This window comes from Nonomuraea sp. NPDC049758 (assembly GCF_040674635.1).
In the GTDB taxonomy this organism is placed as follows: Bacteria; Actinomycetota; Actinomycetes; order Streptosporangiales; family Streptosporangiaceae; genus Nonomuraea.
This window is the reverse complement of sequence record NZ_JBFAMZ010000011.1, coordinates 180,686-200,322: the sequence shown is the minus strand read 5'-3', so window position 1 is coordinate 200,322 and position 19,637 is coordinate 180,686. Positions and strand designations below refer to the sequence as shown.

Genomic DNA, 19,637 nt, shown 5'->3' with positions numbered 1-19,637 from the left:
CCTTCGTGTGGTGATGACAGGGTCAGCGGCGGCGGCCGCGTTTGACGTCCAGCTGCTCGAACCGGGGCACGTCGCCGTCCTGGACGCGCCGCCAGGCCCTGGCGTACAGGTCGGCCACGGGTTCGCCGGGCACGAGCAGGCCGCCGAGGCCCGCGTCCGGGCTGAACATCGGGAGCTTCCACTGCTCCAGCGGGAGGCGCGGCGTGCGCTCCTCCGACCAGCCGCCGGTCAGGAACAACGAGCGTCCGGCGCGGGCGCGCACGGCCTGGACGACCAGGTCGGTGCGGGCCAGCTCGGCCCGCGCGGCCTTGAGCCGGGCCGGCTTCCAGCCGGTCCACCGGGCGGTGTTGCGGTCGGTGGGGTCGGGCATGGCCAGCAGCATCAGGTAGACGGCGGCGGCGTCCTCGCCGAGGCCGTGCGCCTTGGCGACGTCCACCACCAGGTCGGGCACCGAGCGGGTCGGGTCCTGCGGCCACCAGGCGCCGTCGGCGTCCCGGTCGCCCTGGGCGGGGTCGCCGGGGTCGGCCAGCAGCGCCGCGAAGCGCGGGTCGAGGGCGGTGCGCAGCGCGGACACGGCGGGGAACGAGCCGTTGAGCCCGATCAGGGCCCGCAGGTAGGGGTCCTCGCCGGCCGGGTCGAGCAGGTGCGGGCGGATGGCGGGCGAGGGCTGGCTGTCGTAGGTGGCCATGACGACCGCGCCGTACCGCTCGTAGCCGTCGCCGACCTCGGTCGGCGTGCCCGCGACCTTCTTGAACGCGGGCAGGCCGACGTACTGGTCGAGGTCGATCAGCAGCCCGGGGTGGGCGAGCCGGTCGCGGACCGCCGACAGGACGGCGGGCAGCCCGGCGCGCAGCGGATCCCCGGCCGGCAGCCGGTGGGCCAGCCAGGCGGCCGTGGCGACGGCCGTGACCAGCGACCGCCCGCCGAACCCGGTGCCCTGGCCGACGGGGTGGACGCGGTCGCCGCGCACCTCCCACTCCAGGTCCACGCTCAGCTCGGGAGCGGCGGCGGGGTCGAGCACCGCGCGCAGGGCCTGCGCCGGGTCGTCCTGGACGGTGCGCAGCGCGCGGGCGGCCTCGCCGAGCAGCCATTCGGGCAGGGCGAGCCGCTGCCCGAGGCGCTCGTTCCACACCCGCGCGGCGGCGGCCGCGTCGGGGCCGTCGGTCCACAGGCGGGCCGGGTCGGCGGGCAGCAGCGCCGCGGTGACGGCCTGCCGCACCCCGGCGCCGAGGGCGCGCAGCTCGTCCTTGGCGACGGCGGCCTCGGCCACCTTCACGCCGATCGTCGCGCGGGCCTCCTTGTCGAGGAAGGTCCGCTCGTAGGTGTCCACCTGCGGGAACCCGGCCACGACCAGCCGCGCGGCGGTCCGGGAGACCCCGGTGAGCCGGGCGAACTCCTCGGCGGCGGCGTCGTGCCAGGGGGCCGGGCCGCGCGCGGCCAGCTCGGTGAGGAACGCCGCGAGCCAACTCGCCTCCCGGTCACCGCCGACGGGCGAGGTGTCGCGGACCGTGTAGGGCGCGGGCACCTCGAACACCCCGGCGGGGTCGTGGCAGAGCGCCGTCCATTCGAGCCCGTCGACGTCCGTCTCGCGCAGGTCGAGGAAGGCGACGAACGCGCCGCCGCCCAGCGGCAGCACGCCCGAGAGCGAGCCGTCCGCCGGGGCGCCGTCCGCGCCCACCATGTGCTCGCGCCTGAGCGTCACCGTCATGCGGCGCCAGCGGGACGAGCCGGCCGCGACCGGCAGGCCGCCGTCGCGCAGCTCGCCGAGCAGCACGCCCAGCGCGTCCCGGTGCTCGGCCGGGGTGGTCGGCGCCGCGCACCGGTACGCCATGGCGGCGCAGTGGTCGAGCAGGCGCTCCCACCGCAGGCCGGAGGCCGGCATCCCGGGCAGGCGGAGGTGGTTGGCCACCTGCGGGCGGTCCTGCCCGGCGGTCACGGCCCCGCCCACCGCGCGGATCTGCTGGAAGGCGGCGTCGGCGTTGTGGCGGTGGTAGCCGCGGCCGTCGCCGATGCCGTTGAGCGCCTCGTCCAGCAGCAGGTCGGTGGGCCCGGACGGGCCCCGCTCGGCGGCCGGGTCGCCGGCCAGCGCGCGGTTGAGGTTGGCCACGACGGTGCGCACCGCGTCCTGCTGGCCGGCGGCGAAGCCGACGATCCCGGCCACGCCCTTGACCAGCGCCTCGTGGGTGATGCCCGGCAGCAGCGCGCGGACGGCCGCCGCCAGGTCGGCGCCGTGCGGCGTGGCCGCTTCGAGCAGGGCCGCGGCGGTCTCGCGGTCCGCGCGGCGCAGCGCCGCCGAGCCTTCGAGGTCGCGGGGGCGCAGGCAGTACCAGTAGCGCTCGGGCGGCAGGATGGGCGTGCCCGCGCCGAAGGCGCCCGGCTTGGCGTCGGTCCGGTACTCGGCCAGGACGACGCCGTCGGCGTCCACGAGGCTGATCCGGTAGCTGCCGCGCACGACGGCGCAGGCCCGGTCCGCGCCCGGGAACGTCAGCACCCGCACCGGCGCGCCGGTGCCCGGCGGCAGCGTCACCGAGATGCCGGACAGGTCCTCGGCGCGGTGGGAGCCGTCGGGCAGCTCGACCACGCGCAGGCCGTACAGGCCGTCCACGGGGGCGCCGACCGGGGTGGGCTCGTCGGAGGGCGCGGGCAGCAGCCAGCCCCTGCCGGGCCGGACGTCCGGGATGCCGGCGAGGAACCCGGGCAGCGACTTCCTGCCGATGCCGCCGCCGGCGGGGTCGAACTCGTACCAGCCGCTGTCGTGCTCCGCCCAGATCCACGTCCAGAACGACGTGCCGTCGGTGAGCAGGTGCCGCTCGTCGGGGACGGCCGTGTCACCGGCGTGCAGCACGCCGTGGCCGGTGGTGCGGCCGCCGCCGGGCACCGCCAGGCTGACCGGGTCGTCGCCCTGGTAGTAGTCCAGCCGCGTGCCCCGGCTCCGGTCCTTCCCGTCCAGGTCGCGCACCCGGTCGGCGGAGGTGTGCCAGTAGCCGCGCAGGCCGTTGGCGCGGTCGCGCGAGTCCCAGTAGACGAGCAGCTCGCCGTCCACGTGGTGGAAGCCGGGATCGCTCCAGGTGTCGTCCCTGGGGACGCGCAGGTCGTGGGTGAGCAGGACGCCGTCGGCCGAGAGCACCCGGGCCTGCGCGGTGCCCGCGACGACCAGGTTCGGCCAGGCGTCGCAGACGACGAGGTCCTCGATGTCCTTCTCCGGCACGAGCTGGGTGGCGGCCTGCTCGAAGGCGGGCCAGCCCAGCTCGTCGATGACGCCGGAGCGCAGGGCGCGGGCCAGCACCCCGGCCACGTCGGCGTCGGTCACCGCCTGGCGCACCTCGTCCTCGGCCAGGGCCAGGGCCTCGCCGGGCAGCCAGGACAGGCGGCGCAGGGCGTCGGGCAGGTTGGGCAGGCCGGCGGCAGCCGAACGGCGGGCGACCAGGCGTACCCACTCGGCCAGCAGCGGACGCCCGCCCGGCGAGGCGGCCAGGGCGCGGACGGTGGCCCTGCCCACGTCGTCGGCGTCGAGGTAGTCGGCGCCGTGCCGGAAGGCGGTGTGGAAGCGGCCGTCGGCGGCCAGGGCGAGCAGGTCGCGCCGGTCGTTGTGCTCCGCCCAGTGCGTCAGCCGGAGCCGGGCGCCGGGACCGGGGTCGGCCAGCGGGATGCCGAGGGCCAGCAGCAGGTCGATCAGGTCGGCGTCGTCGTCGACCTCGATCGTCGCGCCGGTCGCGGTCAGCTCGGCGCGCAGCCGGTCGGCCATGCGCTCGATCAGGGCGTGCAGCGCGGGCAGGTGCGGCGCGACGCCCCAGGCCCGCTGCCGCGCGGCGAGGAACCTGCGCAGCCAGCCGGCGGCGCCGTCGGCCGGGCGTTCGGCCTCGGGCACGTCGGTGTGCAGGCCGGCGGTCGCGCCCGCGCTCTCCAGGATGTCGAGCCAGATGCCCGGCAGTTCCCGGTCGTGGCTGTCGGGGATGACGTTCAGCAGCGTGCCGCGCAGCTCCGGGCGCTGCCCGGCCAGCGCCGCGACGGCCGGGGCGTGGGACTTCCACCAGCCGGTCGGGGCCTGCATGGCGGCCGGCAGGGCCAGCACCTCGGCCAGGTAGTCCTGCTCGGCCGTCTCGGCGTCCACGCCGGCGGCCCTGGCGAGCCTGCGGATGTCGGCGGCCATCTGCGCCGAGGGGGCGAGGCCGCCGGCGGTCCTGCGCACGCACAGCCGCGCGTACCTGTTCAGCGCCTCCGCCGCGGGCAGGCGGGCGGTCAGCTCCTTGGCGTACCCGGACAGCACCTTGACCGGCAGCGCCCCGGCCAGCGCGAACTCCAGGAACACCGCGTCGAGCCGGTCCTCGTCCACGGCGAGGCCGTGCTGGGCCTCGGCCCGGCGGGCGGCGGAGAAGAGCTGCCCGGCGTACTGGGCGTTGTCGGCCGCGGCGAACACCCGGGCGGCCTGCTCGTAGAAGGTCGGCAGGAAGTGCGGGACGGACGCGGCGAGCTGCTCGGCCAGGCGCTGGTAGGCGTCGAGCGCCATCTTGGGCTTGGTCCTGGCCTGCCGGGCGACGCGCTCCAGCTCCGGCACGACGGCCAGGGCGTGGTGCCCGTCCTGCGGGTGGTGGACCAGCACCCATTCGGGGAAGCCGAGCGAGCGCCGCAGGCCCAGGCCGACCACCGCGGCCTCGCCCTCGGGCACCAGGCCGAGGAAGCCGCCCACCGCGTCCTCGGCGCCGCTCAGCTCCTCGGTGACCAGACGCACGATCACCCGGTCGTCGAGGCCGGGGTGCCGGTAGGCGCGGGCGACCAGCGGCACGGCCCGCTCCCCCGCGCCCTCGGTGCCGGCCGGCAGCACCGCGCCGGCGTCGAGCAGCTCCCGCGCCTCGGCGTTCTGCGAGATGTCCCCGGTCATGCGCTCTTCCCCTCTTCGACCTGCCGGCCGGCGTGCAGCGCGGCGGCCATCCTCATGCCTTCCGACCAGGCGACCGGGCCGACCTCGCGCAGCGTGAGCGTCCTGCCGTCCTGGTCGCGCCAGGTGAGATCGCCCGTGGACGTCTCGCTGTCCCAGTAGGGCTCGCCGATCCAGACGGCGGCCTCGGTGAGCCGGCCGGCGTCGCGCACCTGGCAGGTGGCGTAGCCGCCGGAGACGCGGTAGCCGAGCTGGGTGGCGCGGGCCGCCACGCCGAACCGGGAGGCGTACGTGCCGCCCGCGAAGTCCTTCACCTGGCGCACCCCTTCGCCCTGGTCGGCGGGCTTGCGCCAGATGGCCCGGTGGATCTGCTCGACCTTCTGCGTGATGCCCAGCTCGGCGGCGAACTCGCGCAGGTCGTCGAGGTCGGGCAGGAGCACCGGGTGCGGCAGCGTCACCGTGCGCGGGGCCAGCCTGACGGTCTCGCCGTCGAGGTTGACCATGCGCAGCTCGCCGGCGGAGGTCGCGTCGCGCAGGAAGCCCACCTCGTCGGGGTCGTCGCCGACGACCGCCACGTCACGCAGCGCCGTCTGCCACGCCTCGTCCGGCCACACCCGGGCGATCAGCTCGGTCGGCACGGGCAGCGAGGACACCATCCAGGCGTCCACGTGCGCCACGCAGGACGCGGCGTGCCGGTCGAGCCATTCGGCGAAGCGGCGCAGCCGGTCCGCCTCGGGGTGCTCGCGCACCGCCTTCGGCAGCGTCTTCAGCTGCCGTCCGGCCGAGCGGCCGGACGTGGCCCTGGCCGTGACCCGGCCCTCTATCAGGGCGACCTCGTACGCGTCGCCCGCCGCCAGCCAACCCAATTGCCGCCGCCTCTCCTCGTGCGCCATGGCATGCAGCCATGCCGTCAGGCCATGGGAATGTGTCGCGGCGCGGATCTCCCACCGCCACGTTGCGCGGAACGTTATCGGCGATCACTGACAAATGCCTACCGACTGCCCGACGGCCCGGTTACGGCGCCGGGTCCCCTCGGCGAGCGGGGATGCTGTGATTTCTGTGCTTACCGCCTAAAGACCGTCCGTACCGCCTAAAGAGCAGGGCAGGATCGCCGCGCGCAGGCTACGGGCGCGGGCGGCGGGGGTAGGCCAGTCCGGGCCGGGCGCGCCGGCCGGGGAACGGGCGCGCGGCTCGCTCGACAGGGGGATGGCCGGTGAAAGTCGTCGTCGATCTGACGCGTTGCCAGGGGTACGGGCAGTGTGCCTTCCTCGCGCCCGACGTCTTCACCATGCGCGAGGAGTCCCTCCTGTACGACCTCGACCCCGGCGACGAGCGGCGCGAGCACGTGCTGCGCGCGGCGGCGGCCTGCCCCGTCCAGGCCATCCACCTCGACTGGACGGCCACCCGGCTCACGCCCGAGCCGCCCGGCCCGCCGGCGCGCGGGATGACCGACGGGCGCATCGTCATCGTCGGCGCGTCCCTGGCCGGGGCGCGGGCCGCCGGCGTGCTCAGGCGGGAGGGCTTCACCGGGTCGCTGACCGTGATCGGCGACGAGCCCGCCGAGCCGTACGACCGGCCGCCGCTGTCCAAGCAGGTGCTCATGGGACAGGTGGCGCCCGACCACGTCATGCTGCCCCACCTGCGCGAGGTCGAGGCCGAATGGTTGTGGGGCACCCGGGCGACGGGCCTGGACGTGGCCGGCAAGCGCGTCCTGCTGGCCGACGGCCGCGAGGTCGGCTTCGACCGGGTGCTGCTGGCCACCGGCACCCGCGCCCGGCCCTGGCCGCACGAGGAGCAGGCCCGGCTGACGGGCGTCCACACGCTGCGCTCGATGCGGGACGCCGCCGGCCTGCGGGAGGCGCTGGCCGCCCGCCCCAACCGGGTGCTCATCCTGGGCGCCGGGTTCACCGGCAGCGAGATCGCCTCGGTCTGCCGCGAGCTGGACCTGCCCGTGACGGTCGTCGAACGCGGCCCGGCCCCGCTCGTCAACGCCCTCGGCGGCGTGATCGGCGACGTCGCCGCCCAGCTCCACCGCGAGCACGGCGTGGACCTGCGATGCGGCACCACGGTCACCGCGCTGGAGGGCGACGGGCAGGGGCGGCTGCGCGGCGCCCATCTGTCGGACGGCAGCACGGTCGAGGCCGAGGTCGCCGTCGTCGCGCTCGGCTCGGTGCGCAACGTCGAGTGGCTGCTCGACTCGGGGCTGGCCGCCGGTGTGTGGGGCGTGGCCTGCGACGCCGGCTGCCGCGCCGTGGACACCAACGGCCTGGTGACCGACGACGTCTTCGTCGCCGGCGACATCGCCCGCTTCCCGCACCCGCTGTACCAGTACCAGTTCATGACGCTGGAGCACTGGGGGAACGCCGTCACCCAGGCCGAGATCGCGGCCCACAACATGGTCAGCGACCAGACCCACCGCTGGCCGCACCTGTCGGTGCCGGTGTTCTGGTCCAGCCAGTTCGGGGTCAACATCAAGTCGGTGGGCGTGCCCACCTTCGCCGACGAGCTCGTCGTCACCCAGGGCTCGACGGACGAGCGCCGCTTCGTCGCCGTCTACGGCTACAAGGGCCGGATCACCGCCGCGGTCACCTTCGACCAGGGCATGTGGCTGGAGTTCTACCAGCGGCTGATCGAGCGGGCCACGCCCTTCCCGCCCGCCTTCCGGCACATGGACATGCGGGGGGAGGCGCGGCCCGTGCCGGCCCGGGTGCCCGAGCGGCTGGTCGCGGCCGAGGGGGCGACGGTCGTGGTGACCGGCCACGACCCGGCCGAGCGGCGCGCCTCGCTGCGGCACGAGCCGCAGAGCTGACCCGGCAGGAACTCAGGACAGGAGTGCAGGACATGACCTCGGACGCCGCCATGCAGCGCATCCTCGACCCGGCCGGCCGCGCCGACCCCTACCCGTTCCTCGGGGAGCTGCGCCGCAACCCGGTGACGCGGCTGGCGGACGGCTCGTACGTCGTCAGCACGTACCGGGAGATCGTCGAGCTGCTGCACGACCCGCGGGTCAGCTCCGACCGGCGCAACCTGGCGAACGCGCCGGAGGAGCCGGAGCACGCGCCCGCCTTCATCAGGCTCGACCCGCCCGAGCACGACCGGCTGCGCCGCCTGACCATGCGCCACTTCGGCCCGCCGCACTCGCCGGGCGTCGTGGACGGGCTGCGCCCGATGATGCTGGCCACCACCACCGAGCTGATCGACGCCCTGGCCGGCAAGAACCGGGCCGACGTCGTGGACGAGGTCGCCTATCCGCTGCCGATCGCCGTCATCTGCCGGCTGCTCGGCGTGCCGGCCGAGGACGAGCAGCAGTTCCACGCCTGGGCCGACCAGATCGTCGAGACGCTCGGGCCGGGCGAGGAGGACCGCGCCGAGCGGGCCCGCGAGCGCCAGGCGGTGTCGCAGAACCTGGAACGCTACCTCGCCGGGCTGGCCGAGGCGCGGCGGCAGGAGCCGGGCGACGACATGTTGTCCGGTTTCGTCACCTACGAAGGCCCGGACGGCCGCATGACGCCCGAGGAGGTCGTCGCCACCTCCCTGCTGCTGCTCATCGCCGGGCACGAGACCACGATCAACCTCATCGCCAACGGCATGCTCACCGTGCTGCGCGACCCCATGCTGCTGGAACGCCTGCGCGCCGACCCCGACCTCGTCATCACCACGGTCGAGGAGCTGCTGCGCTTCGAGCCGCCCGTGCAGCTCGTCTCCTCCCGGGTCACCCTCGACGACGTGGTCGTGGGCGGCGTGACCATCCCGGCCGGCTCGCCCGTCGTGCTGGCGCTGGCGGCGGGCAGCCGCGACCCGGCCCACGTCCGCGAGCCCGACCGGTTCGACCCGTGCCGCCGGCCGAACGAGCACCTGGGGTTCGGGGGCGGCGTCCACTACTGCTTCGGCGCGCCGCTGGCCCGGCTGGAGGCGCAGATCGTGCTGGGTGAGCTGGTGCGCAGGGTGCGCAATCCGCGGCTGGTCGCCGACCCGCCGCCGTACCGCCCCAGCCCGGTGCTCCGCGGTCCCCGCCACCTCCTGATCGACTACGACGGCATCGCCCCGGCCTGACCAGCCCACGGCGCCCCCGCTGGAGCCGGAAGCCGGGGCCGCCGGGCACTTCCTCCCGGTTAGGGCGTTTCGCGGGGTTGTGACGTTGATCTGTGACTTCGGGTGCAGTTGAATGAGCGGGTGCGTGCTGGGCGGGTGGTGTCTCCTGTTCTGGTTGGGCGGGAGAAGGAGCTCGCCCGGCTGGTCGCGCTGGTCGCCGGGGCGCCCGCCGTGGCCGTCGTCGAGGGCGAGGCCGGCATCGGCAAGTCCAGGCTGACGGCCGAGCTGCTCGGCGGTCCCGCGGTGGCGGGCCTGCGGGTGCTGGGCGGGGCCTGCGTGCAGATCAGGGAGCCGTTCCCGCTGGGTCCCGTCGTCGAGGCGTTACGCGGACGGGCGTCCGAGCTGGCCGGCGCGGCGCTGTCACCCGTCGCCGGGGCGCTGCGCGAACTGCTGCCCGAGCTGGCCGGGGTGCTGCCGGAGACGCCGCCGCCGCTGGACGACCGGGCGGCCGAGCGCCACCGGGTCTTCCGCGGGCTCGCCGACGTGCTGACCGCGCTCGGCCCCGCCGTCCTGGCGGTGGAGGACCTGCACTGGGCCGACGGGCAGACGGTCGAGTTCCTGACGTACCTGATGTCCGTGCTGCCCGGCACGTTGCGGGTGGTGCTGACGTACCGGAGCGAGGAGGCGTCCGGCGCGGTGCGCGCGATCACGGCCCGCGCCCCCGACACGATCACGGCCGAGCACCTGGTGCTGCCGCCGCTCGACGCCGCCCAGACCCGGGTGATGGCCTCGGCGATCCTCGGGGCCGAGGAGGTGACGGCCGAGTTCGCCGAGCACCTGTGCGGGCGGGCCTCCGGCCTGCCGCTGGCCGTGCAGGAGCTGCTGGCACTGCTCCGCGACCGCGGCACGCTGATCCGCTGGGAGGGCGGCTGGGCGCGGCGGGCCCTGGAGGAGCTGGACGTGCCGAGCGGCGTGCGCGCCTCGGTGCAGGAACGGGTGGCCCGGCTCTCCCCTGGCGCCAAGGAGGTGGCCGAGCGCGCCGCCGTGCTGCAGCTCCCGGTGCCCGTCGCGCTGCTGTCGGGGCCCGACGTCGGCGCGATCGACGAGGTGCTGGGCTCCGGGCTGTTCGCCGACACCGGCGGCCTGGTCGGGTTCCGTCACGTGCTGGCGGCGCAGGCGGTCTACGAGGCGATCCCGCTCGGCCGCCGGCAGGCCCTGCACGCCGCCGCCGCCGACACCGTACGCGAGCTGCGCCCGGTGCCGCTGGGCCGGCTGGCCCACCACCTGCGCCAGGCCGGCCGGGCCGGGCAGTGGGTGGCGGCCGCGATCGAGGCGGCCGAGCAGGCGTCCCGGCTGGGCGACGACGCCGAGGCCGCCCGCCTGCTGGAGGACGTCCTGCGCGGCGCCGACCTGCCCGCCGCCCGGCGCGCCGAGCTGACGGTGAAGCTGGGCTGGGCCGCGCTGGAGCTGCTGCGCCCGCCGCCGGTCGCCGACCTGGTCACCGGCGCCCTGGAGCAGGACGTGCCGCCCCCGGTGCGCGGCCACCTGCGCCTGCTGCTCGCGCTGCACCTGGAACGCACCCGCACCGACGGCGCCCGCATCGGCGAGGCCTTCGCGCGGGCCGCCGACGACCTGGCCGGCGAGCCGGGGCTGGCGGCGTGGGCCATGGCCGGGGTCGGCCGCCCGCCCAGCGGCCTGCCGCCGGAGGAGAGCAGGTCGTGGCTGGAGCGGGCGCTCGCGACCCTGCCCGCGGTCGCCGACCCGGCCATGCGGATGCTGGTGCTCGGCAAGATCGCGATGATCTTCGTGGTGATGGGCGACCCGCGCTGGGCCGTGCTCGCCGACGACCTGCTGCGGGAGACCGGCGGACGGCGGCTGCTGCGCCGCGAGGTCAACGCCTACCGTTCCATCGGGGGCGCGGCCCTGTTCAGCGGGCACCACCGGCGGGGCCGCCGCCTGCTGACCGCGGCGGTCGAGGAGGGCGCCGAGCCCGACCTGCGCGAGCGGCTGGAACTGCGCTGCCTGGTGAACCTGGCCGCGGCCGACTACTTCGAGGGCTCCTGGCAGGGCCTGCCGGCCAGGCTCCAGGAGCTGCGCGACCAGTTCGGCGACGAACCGCACGAGCGCATCCTCGTCGACATCGTGACCGCCTGCCTGGCCGTGGTGCAGGGCCGTCAGGAGGCCGCGCTGCCGTCGTTGCTCGACGCCGCCGCCGAGGCCCGTACCCGGGGGCAGTACGACGACCTGGTGCTGCCGCTGGCGATGTCGCTCCGAATGAGCGCCGCGCGGGGCGAGCCGGAGGCGGCGATCGAGGCGGCCGTCGAGGCGGGCCGCCACTGGGAGGCGAGCGAGCTGTGGCCGGTGGCGGTCCGCGCGCTGCCCGCGCTGACCGAGGCGCTGCTCGTGGCGGGCCGTCCCGAGGAGGCCGCCGACGTCGTCGCGCGGCACGCCGCCCGGCTGGCCGGGCGCGACGCGCCGCTGGCCGGGCCCGCGCTCGCGCAGGCCCGCGGCCTGCTGGCGGCCGCCGGGGAGCAGTGGGCGCGCGCCGCCGCCGAGTTCACCGCCGCCGCCGACGCCTTCGAGACGGTCCCGGCGCGGTACGAGGCGGCGCAGGCGAGCGAGCAGGCCGCCGCCTGCCTGTTCGCCCTCGACGACCCCGAGGCCGCCGTCCGGCTCGGCCGGGCCGTCGCGGTGTACGCCGAGCTCGGGGCGCGCTGGGACCTCGACCGCGCGACCGGGCTGGGCCGCAGGTGGGGCGTCCGCCCGGCGGCGCAGAGCGCGCCCGCGCAGGCGGGGAACGACCACGCCCTGTCGGCCCGGCAGGAGCAGGTGGCCCGGCTGGCGGCCGAGGGGCTGACCAACCAGGAGATCGCCAGGGAGCTGTTCCTGTCGCCGAAGACGGTGGACAAGCACGTCAGCGCGGCCATGCGCAAGGTGGGGGCGCGGTCGCGGACGGAGCTGGCCCGCCACCTCCTCCCCAGCGACTGACCCCAATATGGGGATTTTTCCCCATAGGGCACCCCATACCCCACCCCATACGTCTGCCGCGACACTTTCGGCATGTCCAACACCATCCAAGACCCCGACCGGCCGGACCCGGACGACCCGGCCCCCGACGTCCCCTCCCCGCACGAGGAGACCCCGGAGCCTCCCCGCCCACCGGACGGCTTCGAACCCGTCTGACCCTTCCCGGACGGCCATGCCCCCGTCCGCACCCTCACGGACGGTTCCTCCTTCCGGGCCATGAGCCCGCCGCCGCCGTCCGAACCCCTCCCCGCCAGAAAGGCCACCATGGCACTGCCCCGCCCCCCGCTGGCACGCCGGACAGGCGTCCTGCTGACCGCGGTCACCGCGCTCGCCGGCGTGCTGACCGCCGGACCGGCGACCGCCGCGACACCGGACACCCCCGCACCCGGCGCCCCCGCCGCTCCCGCAGCGCCCACAGCGCCCGCGCAGCCCGCCAAGGACGTCGCCCTGTCCGGGGTGCGCGCCCAGAAGGTCGTCGTCACGCTGATCACGGGTGACAAGGTCCAGCTCACCCGGTCCGCCACCGGCCGGTACCGCGTCGAGCCGGCCCCCGGCACCCGCCAGGACGGCCGCCGCGTCAACCTGTTCACCCAGTTCACCCCGGACGGCGTCTTCGTGCTACCGGACGACGCGGTCTCCGCCGTCCAGGCGGGCCTGGTGGACAGGCGGCTGTTCGACGTCAAGTACCTGGCCGAGAACGGCTACTCCGACGAGGTGGCCAAGCGGCTGCCGGTCATCGTGCAGTACCCGGGCGACCAGCCCGAGGCCGCGGTCAAGCGCTCGGCCGCAGCCGTCCCCGCCAGCGAGCCCACCCGGACGCTGGAGAGCATCCACGCCTCCGCCCTCGACGTCACCAAGGCGGAGGCGGGCGCGTTCTGGGAGGCCGTGCGCGGCGGGCGGCCCGCCGGCGAGGGCCTGGCCAAGTCGCCCGGCACGCTGCGCGGCGGCATCGCCAAGCTGTGGCTGGACGCCAAGGTCAAGGCCGACCTGGACGTGAGCGTCCCGCAGATCGGCGCCCCCAAGGCATGGGAACGCGGCCAGGACGGGACCGGCGTGAAGATCGCCGTCCTGGACACCGGCGCCGACACCGGCCACCCCGACCTGGCCGGCAGGATCGCCGACAGCAAGTCGTTCGTCCCCGACCAGCCGGTCCAGGACGGGCACGGGCACGGCACCCACGTCGCCTCGACCATCGCCGGCACCGGCGCGGCCTCGGGCGGCAAGTTCAAGGGCGTCGCCCCGGGCGCGCAGCTCGTCGTCGGCAAGGTGCTCGACAACACCGGCTCCGGCCAGGAGTCGTGGATCATCGAGGGCATGGAGTGGGCCGCGCGCAGCGGCGCCAAGGCCGTCAGCATGAGCCTCGGCGGCCCGCCCAGCGACGGCACCGACCCGCTCAGCCAGGCCGTGAACGACCTGACCGCCGAGACCGGCACGCTGTTCGTGGTCGCCGCGGGCAACCTGTACGAGGCCGAGACGATCAGCATGCCCGGCGCGGCCGACGCCGCGCTGACCGTGGCCGCGGTGGACAAGAGCGACAAGCTCGCCGCGTTCTCCAGCCGCGGGCCGCGCCCCGGCGGCGGGCTCAAGCCCGACATCGCCGCGCCCGGCGTGGACATCGTGGCCGCGCGGGCGGCCGGCACCGCCATGGGCTCCCCGGTGGACGACCACTACACCGGCGCCTCCGGCACCTCCATGGCCACGCCGCACGTGGCCGGCGCGGTCGCGATCATGGCGCAGCGGCACCCGGACTGGACGGCCCAGCAGCTCAAGTCCGCCCTGATGTCCACCTCCACGGACGACGGCTTCACCGTCTACGAGCAGGGCGCCGGCCGGGTGGACCTGGACCGCGCGACCCGGCAGCAGGTGTTCGCGACGAGCGGCGGCGTGGACTTCGGCCTGCTGGAGACCGGCAGCGCGGCGAAGACCGGCGAGATCTCCTACCGCAACCTGGGCGACCAGCCCGTCACGCTCACGCTGAAGGCGGCGATGGGCGCCGCCAAGCCGGTCCTCGCCGACGCGACGCTGACCATCCCCGCCGGCGGCACCGCCGCCACCACCGTCACCCTCGACCCGGCCGAGCTGCCCGTCGGCCTCTACAGCGGGGCCGTGACGGCCGAGGCGGACGGCGTCCGGCTCAGCACGCCGCTCGGCGCGGTGCGGGACGTCCCCAAGTACGACCTGACCATCCACACCATCGACCGGGACGGCAAGCCGCGCACCCCGTCGGCCATGAGCGTCCTGGACGTCGACGGCAACAAGGGCGAGCTCGGCCCCAACCGCATCGACGACGTGGGCCTGGTGGTGAGCCGCGTCCCGGCCGGCACCGTCAGCCTGCTGCAGGTGCTCGACTGGGTGGACGCCGACGACCGCGCCAACCGGGCCTGGCTGTTCGAGCCCGAGCTGGCCGTCACCGGCGACATGGAGATCACCCTCGACGCCCGCAAGGCCACCGAGGTCAGCTTCGGCGCGCCGAGGACCGCGCAGCCGCTGAACAACACCTACGACGTCTTCTTCCAGCGCGCCCTGCCCAACGGCAAGGTCTTCGGCGGCACGCTGCTGTCCGGCCGCCCGCTCGGCGCCTGGGAGAGGGTGTGGGCGCTGCCGACGAAGAAGGTCACCAAGGGCGGCTTCCGCTTCGCCGGCCAGTGGGAGCTGGGCGTGCCTGAGGTCACCATGACCATGCGCACGCCGAAGCGCACGACCCTGCACCCGGTCTCCCGGGTCCACACGATCGACTCCGGCGAGATCCACCCGGGCTACGTCCCCTTCGAGGGCACCAAGGACCTGCGGGTGGTCGACGCCGGCAAGGGCCGTCCCGAGGACCTCGCGGGCAAGGACCTGCGCGGCGCGCTCGTGCTGATCGACGCCGAGCCCGCCGAGGGCATCTTCGGGGTGGCGTGCGGCCTGCAGATCGAGCGGGTGGGCCCGATCAGGGACGCGGGCGCCGCGGGCGTCCTGGCCTTCAACGAGAAGGCGGCCACCTGCCCGATCCCGCTGCCCATCTCGCAGAAGCCGTTCAGCGGCCCGTTCCAGCCGGTCGACATCCCCGTCGCCTACGTCTCCAACGCCGAGGGCCGCAAGATCCGCGAGGAGGCCGGCCGGGGCAGGGTGACCGTCCGGGTCGAGGGCACGCCGAACACGCCGTACTCGTACGTGTTCCGGCCGTCCGTGGACGGGCGCGTCCCCGGCTCGATGCGGTACGAGGTGACCGAGCGCCAGCTCCACCAGGTCGACCTCGACGTGCACGCCGGGCCGTACACGAAGTACATGAACTGGCGGGCCTCGTGGCGGACCGACGACATCTCCTACACGACGACCAACACCAACATCCTGCAGTGGTCGGCCCCGCTGCCCGAGCGCAGGACGCAGTGGATCTGGCCGCTCGACCCCAAGGTCGTGAGCGAGGCCGGCCTGTCCGCGCTGGTCACGTCCGCGCCCGGCGAGGAGGTCCAGGAGACCCGCTACCGGCACGAGGTGTTCGACCGGCCGGGCACCACCGTCCAGAAGTGGTTCGCCACCCCGAGCACGCCGGGCGCCTCGACGGCCTCCGACAAGCTGTACGCGCTCGGCGGCCCCGCGGACGCGCCCCCGCTCAGGCAGCTCGTGATCGGCGTGCCGTGCGCGATCTGCGTGCACGACGGCAACCTGTGGGTGACGCCGTCGATGGTCAACGGGGTCGGGGACCGGCGTGACGACGGCGTCGCGTTCGGCGACCTGGTGCCCCAGTACGAGCTGCACCTGTACCGCGACGGCAAGGAACTGCCGAACGCCCCCCTGCCGGGCTTCGACACGCTGCCGCGCTACCCGCTGCCCAAGGAGCCGGGCACCTACCGGCTGACGGCCAGGAACGCCCTGTCGGACATCGAGTGGACGTTCACCGCGCCGCCGTCCAAGGAGCAGCTGCGGCCGGGCGCCAACTGCTACGCCTGGTTCGTCGACGGGCTGGTCGAGCAGTGCCGCACCACCCCCGCGGTCTACGTCAGCTACGACCTCGGTGACACCCTGTCCGCCGGCAACACGGTGGCGGCCGGGCGCAGGCACACGTTCGAGCTGGAGGCCTACCACGGGCCGTCGGCGGCGAAGATGCCGGCGATCGCGGGCGTGCGGCTGTGGACCAGCACCGACGACGGCGCCACCTGGCAGCCCGCCGACCTCAGGCGGGGCCGGGACGGCGTCTACACCGCCGGCGCGAAGTACCCGGCCTACCGCGCCACCAAGGGCGCGGTGAGCCTGAAGGTGGAGGCGTGGGACGCGGCGGGCAACCGCCTCAGGCAGACCACCCTGCGCGCCTTCAACCTCCGCTGACCCCGCCGACCGCGGCCGCCCACCCGGCGGCCGCGGTCACCCGCCGGGCGGGACCCGCTGACCTTCCCGGCGCGGTCACCAGTCCAGCGTGACGGGCGAGCCGGGCCGTACGCCTTCGAGGAGCCCCTCGACCAGCCCGGCCAGCCCCGGCGGGAAGACCCGCTCGGTGGCGCGGCCCAGCTCGCCCGCGCTCCACCAGCGATGCCCGAGCCCGTCGTCGGCGGGCTCGGGCAGCCCCATGCCCGGGACCCGGGCGAAGAAGTACGTGTGCACGGTGTGGAACCGGTGTCCCCGCACCGACCACTCCCCCGCGTTGACGGCCACCGGCCCGCCCAGGTCCGCGGCGGCGAGCACGAACCCGGTCTCCTCCCGCACCTCCCGGCAGGCCGCCTCCGCCACCGTCTCCCCCGGCTCGACCGCGCCGCCGGGCAGGTGCCAGGCGGGCTCGGCGGGCCACGGGTCGGGCGGGACGAATCCGAACATCAGGACACGGCCGGCGGGCTCGGCGAGGATTACGCGGGCCGTGGGGCGGTACGTGATCACCTGCCGGAGGGTACCGGCAGGCCGTACGGCGGCGCGCGGGCCGGGGCCCTGCCGATCCGCTCGTGGCGGTACGGTGAGCACCCGGCGGCGTACGGCCACCGGGACGGAAAGCGAAGGGACCCGCGCACCATGAACGCCACCGGACCGGACAAGGGCCCGGCGGCGGCCTGGCGGCGGGCCCGCGACCGGCACGGCTGGCTCGACCACCTGTCCCGCGCCGTGCTGCGCTACGACAAGGCCGACGGCGGCCGGTTGTCGGCGGCCCTCACCTACTACTCCTTCTTCGCCACCTTCGCCCTGGCCCTGCTGGCGTTCGGCATCCTCGGCCACGTCATGGACGACCCGACGGTCCTCGCCACGGTCCAGCACTACCTGAGCGAGAACTTCCCGCGCCTCGACGTCCAGGCGTTACGGGAGGCCGGGGGCACGGCCGGCGCGGTGGCCTTCGTCGCGCTGCCGATGACCGGGCTGTTCTGGATGGACACCCTGCGCTCGGCCACCCGGGCGATCTGGGGGCTGGAGGAGTATCCGGGGCGTTTCCTCCTGCGCCAGCTCATCGACCTGGGCGTGATGGCCGGGCTCGGGATGCTGCTCGCCCTGTCGCTCGCCGTCGCCTTCGCCGCCGAGCGGCTGCTGACCTGGCTGGCCGTGCTCACCGTGGGCGTGGAGGCCCTTCCGGCCCAGTGGGTGCTCACCGCGGCCGGGATCGTGCTCGGCCTCGGCGTGAACACGCTGCTGGCCATGGCGCTGCTGACCGCGCCGCCGCGGCTGCGGGTGCCGCTGCGCCGCGTGATCGGCCCGGCGCTGGTGATCACCGCCGGGCTGGAGATCCTCAAGACGATCGGCCAGGTCTACGTCAATCTCACCGCGGCCAATCCCGCCTACCGGGTGGTCGCGGGCGCGGCGGGCATGCTGCTGTTCCTGAAGGTGCTCAACCAGCTCATCCTGTTCGCCACCGCCCTGACGGCCACCGCCACGTCGGGCCACGTCAAGGATCTGGCCGTGCGGCGGGCCCGTTGACAGGGTAACCAACCAAGCGCATGCTCGTTTCGGCGAGGGGGCCGACCGGCTCTCCCCTGTCGAAGGGATCACCGATGCGACCAGCCACACCGGCCTCCGACGACCTCACCCCCCGCGGCCGCAGCCGCCGTACCCTGCTCCTCGCGGGCGGGATCCTGGTCACCGGCGCGGCGCTCGGCCAGGACCCGGCCTACGCCGAGGCCGACTACGACGTGGTGGTGGTCGGCTCGGGGGCCGCCGGGATGACCGCCGCCCTCACCGCCGCCAAGCGCGGCCTGAGCACCGTCGTGCTGGAGAAGGCGCCGACGTTCGGCGGGTCGGCGGCGCGGTCGGGGGCGGGCATCTGGGTCCCGTGCAACGAGGTGATCCTGGCCGCCGGGGTGCCGGACACGCCCGCCAAGGCCGCCGCGTACCTGGCCCGCGTGGTGGGCGACACCGTCCCTGCCGCGCGGCAGCAGGCGTTCCTGAACGCGGGGCCGCAGATGATCTCGTTCGTGACGCGCAACAGCCCGCTGCGCTTCCGGTTCATGGAGGGGTACTCCGACTACTACCCGGAGTTCCCCGGCGGAATGCCGGGCGGGCGTTCGATCGAGCCCGACCAGTTCGACGGCAACCTCCTCGGCCCGGAGCTGGCCCGGCTCAACCCGCCGTACATGGCGACCCCGGCGGGCATGGTCGTCTTCAGCGCCGACTACAAGTGGCTGACGCTCGCCCTGGTCAACCCGAAGGGCGCGGAGGTGTCGGCGGCGTGCCTGCTGCGGGGCACGCAGGCGGCGTTACGCGGCGAGAAGCCGCTGACGATGGGCCAGGCGCTGGCCGCCGGGCTGCGCGCCGGACTGCTGGCCGCCGGGGTGCCGGTGTGGCTGAACACCCCGCTGCTCGGCCTGCACGTCGAGGGCGGCCGGGCCGCGGGCGTCGTCACCCCGGCCGGGGTGGTCAGGGGCAGGCGCGGGGTGATCGTCGCATCGGGCGGGTTCGAGCACAGCGCGGCGATGCGCGCCGAGTTCCAGCGCCAGCCCATCGGGACGAGCTGGACCGTCGGCGCCAAGGAGAACACCGGCGACGGCATCGAGGCCGGCGAGCAGGCCGGCGGCGCGCTGGACCTGATGGACGACGCCTGGTGGGGGCCGGTGATCCCGCTGCCCGGCGAGCCGTACTTCTGCCTGGCCGAGCGGACCCTGCCGGGCTGCGTCATCGTCAACGGCGCCGGCCGGCGCTTCGTCAACGAGGCCGCGCCCTACAGCGACGTCGTGCACGTCATGTACGACCGCAACACCCCGTCCGACCCGCACATCCCCGCCTGGCTGATCATCGACCAGCAGTACCGCAACAAGTATCTGTTCAAGGACATCGCGCCGCTGCTGCCCTTCCCCGACTCCTGGTACGACAGCGGCGTCCTGTTCAGAGCCCCGACGATCGAGCAGCTCGCCCGCAAGATCGGGGTGCCGGAGGCCGCCCTGCGCGCCACGGTCACCCGCTTCAACGGGTTCGCCCTGGCCGGGCGGGACGCCGACTTCCACCGCGGCGACAGCGCCTACGACCACTACTACGCCGACCCGTACGTCCGGCCGAACCCGTGCCTGGCGCCGCTCTGGCTGCCGCCGTTCTACGCCTTCAAGATCGTCCCTGGTGACCTGGGCACCAAGGGCGGCCTGCGCACCGACGCCCGCGCCCGCGTCCTGCGTGCCGACGGCTCGGTGATCCCCGGCCTGTACGCCGCCGGGAACGCCAGCGGCGCCGTCATGGGCCACAGCTACGCGGGCTCGGGCTCGACCATCGGACCGGCCATGACCTTCGGCTACGTGGCCGCGAACGACCTGGCCGGCGGCTGACC

The 19,637-nt window shown here is 75.3% G+C and carries 10 protein-coding genes; 7 read left to right on the top strand and 3 right to left on the bottom strand.

The genetic code is table 11. The features are described from left to right. Nucleotides 1–22 precede the first annotated feature (22 nt). Nucleotides 23–4,879, bottom strand: coding sequence for a DNA-binding protein (locus AB0J46_RS28350; RefSeq protein ID WP_364337059.1), 4,857 nt, complete (start codon nucleotides 4,877–4,879; stop codon nucleotides 23–25). After that, a complete protein-coding gene (locus AB0J46_RS28345; protein WP_364337057.1) occupies nucleotides 4,876–5,769 on the bottom strand; it encodes a DUF4132 domain-containing protein in 894 nt (297 codons plus the stop codon). The genes AB0J46_RS28350 and AB0J46_RS28345 overlap by 4 nt, the downstream gene beginning before the upstream one ends. A 320-nt stretch (nucleotides 5,770–6,089) precedes the next feature. On the opposite strand from AB0J46_RS28345, the gene AB0J46_RS28340 reads away from it, so the two are divergent. The 5 genes from AB0J46_RS28340 (at nucleotide 6,090) to AB0J46_RS28320 (ending at nucleotide 16,240) form a co-directional block, all read left to right on the top strand. Beyond that, nucleotides 6,090–7,685, top strand: coding sequence for an FAD-dependent oxidoreductase (locus AB0J46_RS28340; RefSeq protein ID WP_358298299.1), 1,596 nt, complete (start codon nucleotides 6,090–6,092; stop codon nucleotides 7,683–7,685). A 32-nt stretch (nucleotides 7,686–7,717) separates the two neighbouring features. Beyond that, on the top strand, nucleotides 7,718–8,929 hold the full coding sequence (locus AB0J46_RS28335) for a cytochrome P450 (RefSeq protein WP_364337055.1): 1,212 nt from the start codon (nucleotides 7,718–7,720) through the stop codon (nucleotides 8,927–8,929). A gap of 138 nt (nucleotides 8,930–9,067) precedes the next feature. Continuing rightward, entirely contained in the window at nucleotides 9,068–11,896 is a 2,829-nt protein-coding gene (locus AB0J46_RS28330) for an AAA family ATPase (RefSeq protein WP_364337054.1), read from the top strand. Nucleotides 11,897–11,968: 72 nt separating this feature from the next. Next, nucleotides 11,969–12,091, top strand: coding sequence for a hypothetical protein (locus tag AB0J46_RS28325; RefSeq protein ID WP_364337052.1), 123 nt, complete (start codon nucleotides 11,969–11,971; stop codon nucleotides 12,089–12,091). Between the two features lie 108 nt (nucleotides 12,092–12,199). Next, complete coding sequence (locus tag AB0J46_RS28320) at nucleotides 12,200–16,240, top strand: S8 family serine peptidase (RefSeq protein WP_364337050.1); 4,041 nt, start codon at nucleotides 12,200–12,202, stop codon at nucleotides 16,238–16,240. Nucleotides 16,241–16,315: 75 nt separating this feature from the next. On the opposite strand, the gene AB0J46_RS28315 is transcribed toward AB0J46_RS28320, so the two are convergent. Continuing rightward, nucleotides 16,316–16,783 carry an NUDIX domain-containing protein gene (locus AB0J46_RS28315; RefSeq protein ID WP_364337048.1) on the bottom strand — a complete coding sequence of 156 codons (468 nt, stop codon included), beginning with the start codon at nucleotides 16,781–16,783 and terminating at the stop codon, nucleotides 16,316–16,318. Between the two features lie 129 nt (nucleotides 16,784–16,912). Between AB0J46_RS28315 and AB0J46_RS28310 the strand changes: the two genes are divergently transcribed. Then, nucleotides 16,913–17,803, top strand: coding sequence for a YihY/virulence factor BrkB family protein (locus AB0J46_RS28310; RefSeq protein ID WP_358298309.1), 891 nt, complete (start codon nucleotides 16,913–16,915; stop codon nucleotides 17,801–17,803). A 74-nt stretch (nucleotides 17,804–17,877) separates the two neighbouring features. Further along, nucleotides 17,878–19,635, top strand: coding sequence for a 3-oxosteroid 1-dehydrogenase (gene kstD / locus AB0J46_RS28305; RefSeq protein ID WP_364337045.1), 1,758 nt, complete (start codon nucleotides 17,878–17,880; stop codon nucleotides 19,633–19,635). Nucleotides 19,636–19,637: the final 2 nt, after the last annotated feature.